Origin of the sequence: Flavobacterium psychrotrophum (assembly GCF_003403075.1) — a bacterium.
GTDB classification, from domain to species: Bacteria; Bacteroidota; Bacteroidia; order Flavobacteriales; family Flavobacteriaceae; genus Flavobacterium; species Flavobacterium psychrotrophum.
The window spans coordinates 1,524,861-1,537,484 of sequence record NZ_CP031557.1 but is presented as its reverse complement, the minus strand read 5'-3'; the positions used below and the strand labels follow the sequence as shown (position 1 = coordinate 1,537,484).

The following is a 12,624-nucleotide window of genomic DNA, read 5'->3' as shown; positions in this document are numbered from 1 at the left end:
AAACAGTAAACGATTAGTTAAACTGTTCTTAAAACATATAGCAACATCATAATAGTGTTTGTTTAATACTGTCTTCTTCAAACAGCAGTTTTATATTTTCGTAAGAATTTTTAAGCGCCTCAGTAATTTCTGCCGGCTTTAACCATGCAACCTTTTCTATACCTTCTTCAATCTGTCCGGTAAGGATACCGTCATACTTAGTGGTCATTTCGTACCAGCTGGTAATTTTAAGCTTATAGTTTCCGTTTCTCTTAAAAATGTGATATGTTTTTTGGAGCTTGCCCGTAATTTTTAGTCCTTTAACCCCTGTCTCCTCCTCTACTTCACGCACAGCAGTATCTTCAATATCCTCATTTTTCTCAATACCCCCCTTAGGCAGATCCCACTTACCGTTTCGAAATATAAAAAGTATTTCGCCCTTTTTATTATACACAAGACCTCCGCCCGCTTTAGCTACAGGTATTTTTTCTTTCAAGAGCTTAAGTCCCTGCTTTTCATCAGGGTAATATAAAAAAGCCTTTTCTATACGGCCACTAAACATCTTTGCAATAAGCTGCTCAATGTCAATGCTTTCAAGCAGGAACAGCTGAAAGTCGGTTTCTTTCTCTACTACAGAAGTTAAAAAAAGAGGCTTATCGTTTACAAAAACTTTATACATTTGCAATATGATTTTTAACACAGACACAGCTAAAAAAACAGCCGAGTTGCTGCTGCAAATAAACGCAATTAAATTAAATCCTTCAAATCCTTTTACATGGGCTTCCGGATGGAAATCTCCCATTTACTGCGATAACAGGATAACTCTTTCATTTCCACCAATTAGGAACTACATTCGTGAGGAATTTGCTAAATATATTGAGAAAGAATATGGCAAGCCCGATGTAATAGCCGGTGTAGCAACTGGCGCTATAGGTATAGGTATGCTGGTTGCAGAGTACATGGGGCTACCCTTTGTATATGTACGCCCGGAACCTAAAAAACACGGCCGTCAAAACCAGGTAGAAGGCTTTATACAAAAAGGTCAGAACGTAGTAGTTGTCGAAGACCTTATAAGTACTGGCAAAAGCAGCCTGCTTGCTGTAGAGGCACTACGCGAGGCAGGCGTTAATGTAAAGGGTATGGTTGCTATTTTTACATATGGATTTGATATTTCTGTAGAAAATTTTAAAGCTGCAAATGTAAACCTGCATACACTTGGTAATTACGATACGCTATTAGAACTTGCCACAGCTAAACAATATATTACTGAAGCTGAACATGAAACCCTTAAAGAATGGCGTATTACACCTGATACCTGGGGACAGTAAAAAATATTAAGATTATTTTCTTATTTATAAGATTTTATATATCTTGCACCAAATTAATAACCAATCAATTTAATAAACACAATGAAAAAATTCACATTATTTGTAGTACTGCTTGTATCATCGGTATCATTTGCACAGCTTAAAAAAGTTGATGTTGTAAAGGCAGAGCCAATTGGCAAAGTTGGAGGAGCATTAGGGACGCCAAAAAGTATCGAATGTACTAAAACAGGCAATACATATACCTTTGAGTATAGAGATATGAAATTGACTAGTATTGAGGCTTACAAGGAATTTTCATTTGATGATGTTGATAATACATTTGAAGATCTATATAAAACAATAATTGATGGCTTTGAAAATACTCCTAAGGAAGATGTAGTGTTATCATTACCAAACTATATAATTACTTTAGACTATACTAAAGCATTAGGTATAGTAAACCTGAATATGTATATTACATTGAAGAATACTGATGTAACTGGCTTAACGGCTGCACTATCAAAAAAACAAGTTGATAAGCTTTTTGGTAAAAAGAAATAATTAAACAACAGCATGAATTTAGAAAGCCCGAAGGTTACCGTACAAAAACCGGCACAGTATATTTTTGACGCACTTAGCGATGTTAAAAATTTTGAAAAGCTAATGCCGGAAAATATTGCAAAATTTGAGGTTACCGGCGATGAGTCGTTTATATTTGCCCTTAAGGGAATGCCCGAAATTAAGCTGAAACTTAAAGAAAGGCAGGCGCCTAATAAAGTAATTTTAGGTGCTGCAAGCGATAAGATACCTTTTACCCTTACCGGAAATATTACCGCAATTGATGAAAACAGCAGTACTGTAGTACTTAACTTTGACGGCGAGTTTAACGCTATGATGGCCATGATGATAAAAGGACCTATAACTAAATTTATAGAAACTCTTGCTAACAACATGAACAAGTTATAAGCTAATCATATACAAAAATATAAAACAGCCTTTCAACAATTGTTGAAAGGCTGTTTTTTTGGGTTAAAGATTTTATAAACTAGAGCTTTTTAAACGTTAATTCCTTAAATTTAAAATCCAAAATTAAAACCAATGAAAAACGTTAGTGACTTTGAGCTTCCGTTTGACCTTTCCGGAGAAATGGGCGAACGCGAACTTGTTGAAATACATATAGGCGATGTTAACCTGCCAACAGGACGTATCGTAGCTTCAGACCCTTTTTTTTCGGCTGAACAGGCTGCTTTTGCACGCTCTGTAGAACCCGATAAGTACCCTGTGTACATTTATGTGTCTGAAATAGATAAATTACACCACCGTATTGCTTACGCCAAAATAAAATTCAGGCCGGAAGATGCTACGAAGTGGATACTTGCCCTTACCGAAGATATCACTACGGAGGAGCTTGGAGAACTCGAAGAAGGCGAATTTTATGGTTTTGCTGTAGAATCTGGCCTGGCATGTTTTATGGATGAAGAAACCAGCGAAGAGTTTAATGAAAAACTGGACGTGCTTCAAGAGGCTAATCCTGAATATAATTATTACGACAGTGTGCTATCTGAAGAGTTCAGGGAGTATTCCGGTAAAAACACATTCTCACGTGAGCTTGGCGACTGGAACGACCATAAACCAAATCCTGAAAGTGATAACAACATTGTTATGTTTGCATCAGGATGGGGAGATGGCTATTTCCCGGCTTACTTTGGGTTAAATGAAAATGGAGATACCATAGAGCTTGTAGTTGATTTTCTGCTTGATGAATTTGAAGCAGATGAAGATGATGACGAAGAGGGCGAAGAAGAATAACTATTACCCATAGCTATAAAATACAACAGGCCTCCCAAATTGGGCGGCCTGTTTTGTATTTACTATTTAGATGAAGACTAAACTTCTGTTTCTTTAACTTCTTCCTTTTCAGGAAATAATACTGATGCTAATACAGAAAGTACTAGTACGCCAGCCACTACCATAAGCGAATGCATCGATTCGATATGATATATAGGCGATATAACCATCTTAACACCAATAAATGAAAGGATGATAGCAAGCCCATATTTTAATTTACTAAACAGGTGTATAAAGTTAGCTAATAAGAAGTAAAGTGCTCTTAAGCCTAATATGGCAAAAATGTTAGACGTGTACAGAATAAAAGGGTCATCCGGTGCTATGGCAAAAATTGCAGGAATAGAGTCTACCGCAAATAAAAGGTCGGTAAATTCGATAACACCTACAACTACAAGTAATGGTGTAGCGAGTTTTTTGCCATTTTCTATAGTAAAGAAGTTATCCTTATCATAGTTTTTACTTACTTTAAAAAATTTAGTTACAATACGTGCACCCGGGCTCTTATTAAAGTCTTTCTCTTCATCATCATCGTCTTCTGCAAAAGCAGATTTTATACCGGCATATACAAGGAAAAGTCCAAATATTGTAAGTAAGATATTTACCCTCATATTATAGCCCCAAAGCTCAAATTCAGGCAGATATGTAACGTTAATAAGAGCTACACCGCTAAAAATAAATATTGCCCTGAGCACTAATGCCCCAATGATACCCCAAAAAAGTACTTTGTGCTGATTTTCTTTTTGTACATTAAAAAAGCTAAATACTAATATGAATACAAATAAGTTATCTACAGATAAAGCCTTCTCTATCCAATAAGCACTCTGAAACTGGGAGAACTTTTCTACCCCCATGTAATAGTATATTACACCACTAAAGCCCATAGAAAGCGTAATCCAGACCAGCGACCATGTTATGGCTTCTTTATTTGTTACTGCATGGCTGTTTTTGTTAAATACTCCCAGGTCAAGGAGAAGCATGATTAGTACAACGACGGAAAAAACGGCAATAATGCCCGGATGATTAATTAAGCTGTCCATTTATTAGTTATTTTATTTGATTTAGTTATTTTAATTTGTAATTGTTATAAGTACAAGCCTCCCTCCTTCTTTGCCAGAAAGAAGCAGCTTTTTACCCTGTGTAAGTTCTGTCATGCTGTTTACAGGCACATCTTTACCCTCGGTAATATCTTTCATGCTATCCAGCTTTTGATTTACCAGCATCCACTTCCCTTCAAAAAAAGTAAAATAGCCTACAGGTATCTTATCGCGTGGATCTGTTTTTTCATTACGTACCACATTTCGGTTTACATGCCAGTTAAAGAGGTACTGATTATTATACACCATCAGCCTTTGGTTATCGGGCTTCCATACACCGGGGCTAAATTCGTAATAAAAATCGAGCATTGGCAGCGTTCCCTGGTGTTTTGTTCCGCAAAAAGGGCATTTTGGAGCCACCGAATTGTCAAACACATACCATCCCTGGCTGCAGGCAGTATTAGCGCATTGCTGCATTAAGTCGACTGTTTTTAAAATTGCCTGTTCCCAGCTCTCGGCCGGTGGACGTTCCTGTGGGTTGTGTAGCCCGGTAATAAAAGCCCGATCAAACATTTCAGCAAGGTAGGGCCCTGTAATACTGTAAGGCAATTTATCAATATCGCTCCAGGGCATTTCCCATTTAGAGAAACGGCTTATTTTAGGGCGGTTACTATGGTCTGTAGGGTGTTCTATAAACAATGCCTTTTCTCCCATAGAAAGTAGGTCATCTTTTTCGGCATCAAGGTCATGCACTTTGCTCCCTTTTAACGGGTGGCGGTGTAGCAAAAACATATAAATGAGCACGGGCAGCGCGTGCAGGTCAGTATAACGGCTTGGTAAAATACGTTTAGGGTCAGCCTTATCCAGGTGCCTTGTAGCCAAAACCTCTGGCGCTATAAACTCAGCCGTACCTATTACCTCCGCCGGAAACAGCCCTGGTACCACAAGCCCATCGAGGTCGATCATACAAGCCGATTTCTCAATGGGGTCAATAAGAATATTGTTGTATGAAAGGTCAGAGTGTGCCAGGCCCATGGCGTGCATCTTCTTGATGCCCCGTACTATGTTTAAGCATATCTGAAAATAGCTCAGCCAGTTACCCAGTTCTGCCTTGGCAAGCCGTAGCGGAAACTGCTCGTTCCTGAACTTTGCAGCTGCAAACCATTTACCATTCTTTTCTTTTCCTTTAATCAGGTTAGCAGTTTCCTGCCCTTGCTTAAAAAAGAACTTCTGCTTATAAGTGGGCACAATAATGCCGGTAAGCCCCTTATGTTCTACAACATCTGTAGGCCAACGGAATACTTCCTCTAAAAAATATTCTGCGGCATCTTTATTTTTTATCTGGGTAAGATACTGGGTGGTAATACGCTTAAGGCGTTCCTTTTGGTTGTCGTCCAGCCGCTCCCTAAAAAGCGCTACCACATAACTACGGTCCGGGCTAAAGTATACGTCTTTTACCCCGCCGCGCATTGGGGCGCCGTTGTCATTAAACTGGTAGGTTTTATCAGGGTCGTTAACAGACCGTACGGTTGTAATATTCATACTAAATTTTAAAACAAGATTGCCAGGGTGCGGTCGTCATGGTTACCCGGGCTCCAGAAATCCATCCACTTTAAAAGTGATGTATCTATAGTACTTGTACGTACATCAAAGGAAATAGTTACATCCTCATCATTATTTCCCTGAAGATTTTTAAAAAAATGTTGCCATTTCTCGGCTTTTGCTAAATTAGCCTCCACCTCAAACTTAGGGTCATAAATGCCATCAGTCATCAATACAACATATGGGAAACCGTTTACGAATTCAAATCTAAAACGGCTGTCGTAGTCTTCTTTTTTAAAAATTTCCGGCATCGTTACAAAGCGTGTTCCTCCTCCAAAATCTCCTGAATCAAGTATATTAAGCGGTATCACTTCACTAAAATCTTTAGCTACTAAAACAATAGGGCAATCGCCTACACCAAAACTTAAAAAGGCATAACCCGTCTCGTATTTTTTGACTAACGCAAAAGAAAGCGTGGCATGAAAATCGCCGATAGCAGCATCATTTGTATGAGCAAAGGCCTCAATAGTAGTATGTGCATTTTTGGCTGCCTCCGAAAGATATGGAAATGCTATATCCTCAAGCCTGTCTTTTACCGAAGCATCAACTGAATATATACTGATAGCTTCATCAAGCAATGCTGCATTTTCTTTAGTAAAATTTCTCTCTAGATAATCTATAACAGATTTGCAGGCAATTTCTGCCCCTTACGGGAAAATTTTGCTGAACCCGCACCATCTGAAATTGCAATTACACCCCATCCGGAAAGTAATTCGGCATAGGCATAACTATCATCTCTATAAGAACCTTTAATAGCGTGCGAACGCCCACGGGTAGAAGCTACCACAAGTGTTTTTCCTAAAAAAGAAACGGTTTCGCTTAACCTGTCCGGTACGGCAAACTGCCCATCAGGATCACTGGGAATATCTCTCCAGAGCGACTTAGGATCCGGATTGATGATGATGGTAACTTTTTTTTGGTTGAATTCAGCATCTTCAGGCTCACCCTCAAAGTTATAGCTAAAATTTAAAACAATGTCGCCGCTGTTTGCCGGTAAACCCTCAATTATTTTGTTTTCAGGGTCATATGCAAGGCCTGTACCTTCAAAACCAGTAAGTTCATAACGGGTAATGTCAGCTAAACCAAAAGCTTCAAAATCAAAAACTGCTTTATACGCTTTGCCCTGGTTGCCGTTAGGAAGTGCCACCTGAAGTGTTTTTATATCTTCGCCGCGCGCAAAAATCTGCCAGTTTTTTGTCATTTTTTCCTGTAGCAGTTTTATGCTTTTTACGTAATTTATATTTTCTTCTCTGCTAACAAATTCATTAAACAACTCCCTTAAGCGTTCATGGCTGCTTATACCCTGCTGTTGCAGTAGTGCGTAGAGATATTTTTCTGTTTCATCCATTAGCCTTGTGCACGGTTAATATCAAAACCACCGCTGCCTATGCCGTAAGTTCCCCTATTACCACACCAAGGGCAGGTACTTTCTTTTTCTTCGCCTATGCAGTGTATGTTACCACAACTGCATACTGCAAGGCCATAAGGGTTGCCACAGCATGGACAGGTAGGTGCACCTACAAGCTCTTCGCTGCTTACCTTAGTGTCAATTTTAGCATCGGCCAGTTCAAAATAAGAATTATCAACCGGAAAAGCACCGGTAAGCCTATAAGATTTGGTATACAAATCTACCCCGCCAAAGTTGTTTGATGCCAGGTTACGGGCATACTTCATCAGGTAAGGGCGTTTTGTGTTTTGGCATTTAGCGGCCAGTACTACAAAATTATCATCATAAGCTGGTTTACGATCTGCGGGTTTTGTAAGGTCTATTTTTGAAAGGGTGTCATCGTCGGTTTTGGCAAGTTCAAAGCCCGAACCGTTACTGTCTACACTTATGCTGCTGGTTTTAATAGAATCTGAAACCCAGCGAAAGAACTCTTTATATGACTGTGCATTAGTATTTTTAAAATGCAGTACATTATAGGTTAGTTGGCCCAATAATGACGTATAGGCCTCATCGCCAAACGATATGGCTACCATATTGGCCGATTTTTGCCAGTTTTGTTTCCACTCTGTTATAGCAGATGCGGTATCATCTGTAGGAACACCATCTGTAAACAAAAACACAATGGGTTTCCAGTCGCCTTTTTGCTCATAAGTAGTCTTTACGATATTTTTACGCAGTTCATACATCAGGTGGCCCAAGCCTTTACTAAGCGAAGTACCACCCCCAATAGGAAATCTTGGCGGATAAAATGTAACGATTTCCTGCAAAGGCACCAGTGTTTTTGGCTGACCCGCAAATACGATAATTGATATCCAAACGGTTTCGAGCGCGTAAGGATCTGACTTAAGCGCCTGTATAATCGCGGCAAGCCCCTCCTCTACCTGTTGTATGGGTTCGCCTACCATCGATTCAGAAATGTCTATCAAAAAATAAATGGGTAATCTTCTCATGGTTGGTCCTGTATTAAATTACTACCGTTATCTCATCTGGCGGCGGAGGCAACTTAGGCGCTTCTCCTGTTCCCTGGCTTTTGTTACCCTGCTCTATGGTTTCGCTTACCCACTTAAAAAAGGCTTTAAGCGTCTGGCTGTCTGCCGAATCAAGGTGTACCACATTATCGGTAAGTTCCTTAAGCATGGCATCGTTAGCAAGGTGGCCGGCAGCACAGCCTACAACAGCACCAAAATCGAATTTACGCACTTCGGCTGTTTTTTCGCGATACAGCTGTATGTCGCTGGGTTTGCCATCGGTAAAAAGAAACAGCAATGGTTTCCAGTCGCCTTTTTGCGTATCAGATCCTTTAATTACATCTTTACTTACCCTATCCATAACAAAATCGAGTGCGGCACCGGTATTGGTAGGCCCACTCTGCGGACAGGTAATTTCAGGCAAACGAAACTGCACCAACTCAGTAAGTGGTACCAGTTCTTTAACCTCACGGTCAAACGTAATGATACTAAGCCACAGCGAGTCAAGCGCCTGCGGATCGCTGCGCAACGTATTAACCATACCGCTAAGGGCATTGTTAAGCGCCTGTATGGGTTCGCCATACATAGAGCCGGACGTGTCCAGCAAAAAATAAACAGGTAGCCTTCTCATATGCTAAGATTACCTGGGTATGTTATAAGTATCCTGCTGTTGTGCAGGTACTGCCGTATTTGAAGATACTACGCCATTAATATTATAAGTAGACGTATTGGCCTCAGGGTCATGCTGTATAAGATGGGTCATAACATCAGATGTTACATCTTTACCGCCGCTTAAATGGTGATACATACTGCCTATAGTGTAAATAGGCCCCCACGGGATACCCCACCAACCCAGTACACCATTAGTAAGCACATGCTTATAAGAATGCTTGATGGTATTTTCACCGGGCGGTATAAAATAAATAGAAGATGATCTTTTAAACGTCATTACTACTATAGATACCGTATATGGAAAGATTACGAATTTACCGCCTTCATTTACCATCCTCCTGATTTGGGATACGGATAGCCCATCAATATTTTTGATTTGCATAAGCTATAAAATTAAAGGTAAGACTTTACAATACGGTGAATGGTTTGTCCAAGGAATGTATCTTCTGTAGGGTCGCCAATGGCACTGAATTTCCATTCGCCATTTCGTTTGTACAGCTTGCCCATGATGATACTTTGCTTACCCACATACTGCCCTTCGGCAGAAACGTTATAAGATGCAAAAACCTCTTTTACATAAGTAGGAGTACCCTCATACATACGGATTTTTGAGTATGGTATTTGCGAGAAATCTTCTTTACCTGCATTGTTCAGGAAGAAAAATATCTGCGTTACATTAGGACGCAATTTAGAAAGATCTACTGTAATAATTTCGTTATCAAGACCATCATCACCACCGGTATCTCCCTGAAGGTCGTCGCCAGTGTGGCGCATAGCACCATCGGTAGTTTGTAGCTTACCTTTTGGCAAACCAAACTGCTGTAGTATCTCTACACGATAAAGTGGTGAGTACAGGTGATCGCACAGGTTATTCTGGTCGTCTATAAGAATGCAACTTAGGTCGAGGTCAATGCTCTGCACTTTTTTACCAAGGCCTAAAAAGCCTTTTGACTCTATAGCACCCCAGTTAACACCTACACAAAAATTAGTAAGGGTTTCGCCTGAAGATTTTTTAAGGTCTATCTTCTGACCCTTGGATAGGTTAATTGCCATGATTTATGTTTATTGGTTGGTTTAAATATACAAATATTAACTAATTAAAGAATTTATCTTAATTATATTTGTTAAGAAAATCTTGCAAGCCACCTTTCATACCGGCACCAACAGCTTCAAATTTCCACTCATCATTTCGTTTATAGATACGACCAAACTCTACAGCTGTTTCTATAGAGAAATCTTCATCCAACTCATATTTTACAAGCTCTGTATTATTTGAACCATCTACAATACGAATGAATGAGTTGCGCACCTGTCCAAAATTTTGCCTGCGGTCTGCGGCTTTGTGTATCGTTGCTACAAACGTGATCTCGCTTACATCGATGAAATTTTAGAAAGGTCGATAAATACTTTTTCATCATCGCCATCGCCTTCACCCGTAAGGTTATCGCCTGCATGGGTTACAGCACCATCTGGTGTGGTAAGGTTATTATAAAAAACAAAGTGATTATCACTCACCAGTTTACCATTAGCGCCCAGCACAAATACCGAAGCATCGAGGTCAAACGCCTCGCCGGTATTACTGTTATTAGTATCCCAGCCCAGACCTACGGTAAATTTAGGTGCAGCAATGCTTTGCCTCTGCCCTTTTTCAAGATTTATTGCCATTATTTTGTAATATTTATATTTAACATTGCTCTTAAAATATTGGTCTGCTCATCTACATTTTGCAGCTCCTCAAGGAAATCTACCCCTGATATTTTTTCGAGATAACTTTCTAACACATCCTCCACATCAGTAGGGAGCGACGTTTTAATACTGCCCAGTTTATCGTGCAGCATATCATTTTTTTGGCGCAGGCTATTTACTATATCCGCCTTGTTAGACATATTTTTAGAAAAATCAAGCCCTGCTGCCATTTCATTATCCAACAGTAAAAAGGTTTTGATGGCCTCTATAAAGATGAACTTATCATTAGAATCTACAAATTCAAAAACCTCCAGGTAATCATTTTGATAACGCAGCCCACAGGTAAATTTTATCCTGAAGTTTAGCTTATTAAGCCTGCCCATCAGCTTTCGCTCTATGGCTGCATAGTCGCTCCTGTATGTTTTTTTAGTTTCTGCCTCTGTAAGTTGCAGAAACTTTTCGGCATCCGTAAACTCCCGGTAAAACTCCTGCCCAAAACGCGTACTAAGCATAAGTGCATCGCCCCAGCTAAAGGGCTTGCCTGCCGTGCCACTTTCCAATATGCTGTAAAGTTCGCGCAATTTAGCACCCATGTTTTGGCTGTGCTTTCGCGACTCGCCTGTAAAATCAAGGCTTTGGGTTTGCTTCTCCAGTTTGCCTACCAGCTCATCATTAATATAGATTTCATCATTAACTAACAGGTACTGCTGCTCCTTTGCTTTTTTGAGCTTTTGAAACAAATCGATCAGGCTACTGGTATATTGTATATGAAAGAGCTCCAGCTTATTAGGATCAAGACCAGTATTCGATTCAAAAAGATTATGGATAACCTTAGTGCGAATATAAACCGCAAAGAGATCCTTATGGTTAAAAAAATTAGACAATGTTTTTAAAACCAATAACCTTTTATTACTATCTTTTATAGCCTGAGCGTAAATTTCCTGCTGCCCTTCCTGCATCTACCTTCTTTATGTTGCTGTTTCTAGCTCACTACACCTTTTTTCAGTTCTGCCTCAAGGTTTTGCAGGCCGGCATCTAGCTCCCTGCGCGTTTGGGCACCCTGTTCGTGTATTTGTTTTACTTCGCTAAGTGTATCTATAAGCGACCTTGTAGTAGATCTAAGCGTATCTAAAGACACCACCGTTTTTTCGTTCTCCCTGGCCACCTCAATACTGTTTGTTTTTAGCATTTCAGCATTTTTCTGAAGAATGGTGTTGGTCGTCTCACTTACTTTCTTCTGTACCTCAATGTGCTGCTTTTGCCTTTGCAGCGCTACTGCAAGTGTAAGCTGGTTCTTCCATACCGGCATGGTTGTGGTAAGTATCGTCTGCGCTTTTTCGGCAATAGAGGTGTTGTTATTTTGCACCACCCTTATTTGCGCTAATGATTGCAGGAGTATAAAACGCACCACCTTCATATCAGCCAGCCTTTTATCAAGGCGGGTCGTAAAGTTACGCTTATCAGAAATTTCATAATCCTGATAATTAGATGGATTACCTTCCATTACCGCAAGTTCTTCGCTAAGTTGTTTAAACTTAAGCTGGCCTGCAATAATATACTTTTCAAGGTCTTTGATAAGGTTTACATTACTGTCAAACATAGTTTGCAGCGAGGTATTATCTTTTACCGAATTGATCATCCCAGCCTTAACCTTGTTACTAATACGGTCTACATTAGCCGTGATCTTATCATACTTCTGGAAGATCTTTTTAACGTCGATAACCAGTTTATTAAGTAATGGTATACCCGAGATAAAGCGTTGGAAACCATTTTTGTTGAGTTCATCAACATCAATATAATTAAGCTCGGTAAGAAGCTCCGTTATAAGGTTGCCTACTTCGCCCCCCTGCTGTGTGCGTACGTTATTTAAAAACGTATCACTCTGGCGGGCAATGTTATTTTGTATCTCAGCACCAAAGTTTAGTATTGAGTTAGTATCTTTTTCAGAAAGCTGGTTTGTAATAGCTTCATATTGTGCCATATCACCCGGCTGTATATTAGCCAGGTTTACATTACCTTCTTTATCTATTGGCGCAATCGAAGCCTGTGGCTGCGGCGCTGTTAAATCGTTGTTTTCCATA

The 12,624-nt window shown here is 39.8% G+C and carries 13 protein-coding genes and 2 pseudogenes; 4 read left to right on the top strand and 11 right to left on the bottom strand.

What is annotated here, in order from left to right; all coding sequences use genetic code 11:
* Positions 1-46: 46 nt before the first annotated feature.
* Complete coding sequence (locus tag DYH63_RS06685; protein ID WP_116790760.1) at positions 47-658, bottom strand: NUDIX hydrolase; 612 nt, start codon at positions 656-658, stop codon at positions 47-49.
* A gap of 7 nt (positions 659-665) precedes the next feature.
* On the opposite strand from DYH63_RS06685, the gene pyrE reads away from it, so the two are divergent.
* The 4 genes from pyrE (at position 666) to DYH63_RS06665 (ending at position 3,095) form a co-directional block, all read left to right on the top strand.
* Positions 666-1,307 (top strand): orotate phosphoribosyltransferase, encoded by a 642-nt coding sequence (gene pyrE, locus DYH63_RS06680; protein ID WP_116788070.1) that lies wholly within the window; start codon positions 666-668, stop codon positions 1,305-1,307.
* Between the two features lie 81 nt (positions 1,308-1,388).
* Entirely contained in the window at positions 1,389-1,847 is a 459-nt protein-coding gene (locus DYH63_RS06675; protein ID WP_116788069.1) for a hypothetical protein, read from the top strand.
* Positions 1,848-1,859: 12 nt separating this feature from the next.
* Positions 1,860-2,252: an SRPBCC family protein gene (locus tag DYH63_RS06670; protein WP_116788068.1), complete on the top strand. Its 393-nt coding sequence runs from the start codon at positions 1,860-1,862 to the stop codon at positions 2,250-2,252.
* 132 nt (positions 2,253-2,384) lie between these two features.
* Positions 2,385-3,095 carry a DUF4241 domain-containing protein gene (locus tag DYH63_RS06665; protein WP_116788067.1) on the top strand — a complete coding sequence of 237 codons (711 nt, stop codon included), beginning with the start codon at positions 2,385-2,387 and terminating at the stop codon, positions 3,093-3,095.
* A gap of 77 nt (positions 3,096-3,172) precedes the next feature.
* Here DYH63_RS06665 and DYH63_RS06660 read toward each other — a convergent pair whose 3' ends face one another.
* From DYH63_RS06660 to DYH63_RS06610, 10 genes and pseudogenes are all read right to left on the bottom strand, one after another.
* Positions 3,173-4,171 (bottom strand): TerC/Alx family metal homeostasis membrane protein, encoded by a 999-nt coding sequence (locus tag DYH63_RS06660; protein WP_116788066.1) that lies wholly within the window; start codon positions 4,169-4,171, stop codon positions 3,173-3,175.
* Between the two features lie 30 nt (positions 4,172-4,201).
* Positions 4,202-5,710: a helix-hairpin-helix domain-containing protein gene (locus tag DYH63_RS06655; RefSeq protein ID WP_116788065.1), complete on the bottom strand. Its 1,509-nt coding sequence runs from the start codon at positions 5,708-5,710 to the stop codon at positions 4,202-4,204.
* A gap of 8 nt (positions 5,711-5,718) precedes the next feature.
* Positions 5,719-6,971, bottom strand: a pseudogene (locus tag DYH63_RS21590) (PP2C family serine/threonine-protein phosphatase).
* A gap of 146 nt (positions 6,972-7,117) precedes the next feature.
* Positions 7,118-8,167, bottom strand: coding sequence for a TerY-C metal binding domain-containing protein (locus DYH63_RS06640; protein ID WP_116788062.1), 1,050 nt, complete (start codon positions 8,165-8,167; stop codon positions 7,118-7,120).
* A gap of 13 nt (positions 8,168-8,180) precedes the next feature.
* Positions 8,181-8,816, bottom strand: a complete 636-nt coding sequence (locus DYH63_RS06635; RefSeq protein ID WP_116788061.1) for a vWA domain-containing protein — start codon at positions 8,814-8,816, stop codon at positions 8,181-8,183.
* Positions 8,817-8,825: 9 nt separating this feature from the next.
* Positions 8,826-9,239 (bottom strand): hypothetical protein, encoded by a 414-nt coding sequence (locus DYH63_RS06630; protein WP_116788060.1) that lies wholly within the window; start codon positions 9,237-9,239, stop codon positions 8,826-8,828.
* 11 nt (positions 9,240-9,250) lie between these two features.
* Positions 9,251-9,910, bottom strand: coding sequence for a TerD family protein (locus tag DYH63_RS06625; RefSeq protein ID WP_116788059.1), 660 nt, complete (start codon positions 9,908-9,910; stop codon positions 9,251-9,253).
* Between the two features lie 58 nt (positions 9,911-9,968).
* Positions 9,969-10,522, bottom strand: a pseudogene (locus tag DYH63_RS06620) (TerD family protein).
* A complete protein-coding gene (locus DYH63_RS06615) occupies positions 10,522-11,502 on the bottom strand; it encodes a hypothetical protein (protein ID WP_116788058.1) in 981 nt (326 codons plus the stop codon). Before DYH63_RS06615 ends, DYH63_RS06620 begins: the two are co-directional and overlap by 1 nt.
* A gap of 23 nt (positions 11,503-11,525) precedes the next feature.
* Positions 11,526-12,623 carry a toxic anion resistance protein gene (locus DYH63_RS06610; protein ID WP_116788057.1) on the bottom strand — a complete coding sequence of 366 codons (1,098 nt, stop codon included), beginning with the start codon at positions 12,621-12,623 and terminating at the stop codon, positions 11,526-11,528.
* Between the last annotated feature and the right edge of the window lies 1 nt (position 12,624).

What these genes read in the sequence shown, in the direction of transcription:
- DYH63_RS06675 (WP_116788069.1), top strand. Translation starts at nt 1,389, where the DNA reads ATGAAAAAATTCACATTATTTGTAGTACTGCTTGTATCATCGGTATCA.
- DYH63_RS06665 (WP_116788067.1), top strand. Translation starts at nt 2,385, where the DNA reads ATGAAAAACGTTAGTGACTTTGAGCTTCCGTTTGACCTTTCCGGAGAA.
- DYH63_RS06610 (WP_116788057.1), bottom strand. Translation starts at nt 12,623, where the DNA reads ATGGAAAACAACGATTTAACAGCGCCGCAGCCACAGGCTTCGATTGCG.
- DYH63_RS06635 (WP_116788061.1), bottom strand. Translation starts at nt 8,816, where the DNA reads ATGAGAAGGCTACCTGTTTATTTTTTGCTGGACACGTCCGGCTCTATG.
- DYH63_RS06615 (WP_116788058.1), bottom strand. Translation starts at nt 11,502, where the DNA reads ATGCAGGAAGGGCAGCAGGAAATTTACGCTCAGGCTATAAAAGATAGT.
- pyrE (WP_116788070.1), top strand. Translation starts at nt 666, where the DNA reads ATGATTTTTAACACAGACACAGCTAAAAAAACAGCCGAGTTGCTGCTG.
- DYH63_RS06640 (WP_116788062.1), bottom strand. Translation starts at nt 8,167, where the DNA reads ATGAGAAGATTACCCATTTATTTTTTGATAGACATTTCTGAATCGATG.
- DYH63_RS06655 (WP_116788065.1), bottom strand. Translation starts at nt 5,710, where the DNA reads ATGAATATTACAACCGTACGGTCTGTTAACGACCCTGATAAAACCTAC.
- DYH63_RS06670 (WP_116788068.1), top strand. Translation starts at nt 1,860, where the DNA reads ATGAATTTAGAAAGCCCGAAGGTTACCGTACAAAAACCGGCACAGTAT.
- DYH63_RS06625 (WP_116788059.1), bottom strand. Translation starts at nt 9,910, where the DNA reads ATGGCAATTAACCTATCCAAGGGTCAGAAGATAGACCTTAAAAAATCT.
- DYH63_RS06685 (WP_116790760.1), bottom strand. Translation starts at nt 658, where the DNA reads ATGTATAAAGTTTTTGTAAACGATAAGCCTCTTTTTTTAACTTCTGTA.
- DYH63_RS06660 (WP_116788066.1), bottom strand. Translation starts at nt 4,171, where the DNA reads ATGGACAGCTTAATTAATCATCCGGGCATTATTGCCGTTTTTTCCGTC.
- DYH63_RS06630 (WP_116788060.1), bottom strand. Translation starts at nt 9,239, where the DNA reads ATGCAAATCAAAAATATTGATGGGCTATCCGTATCCCAAATCAGGAGG.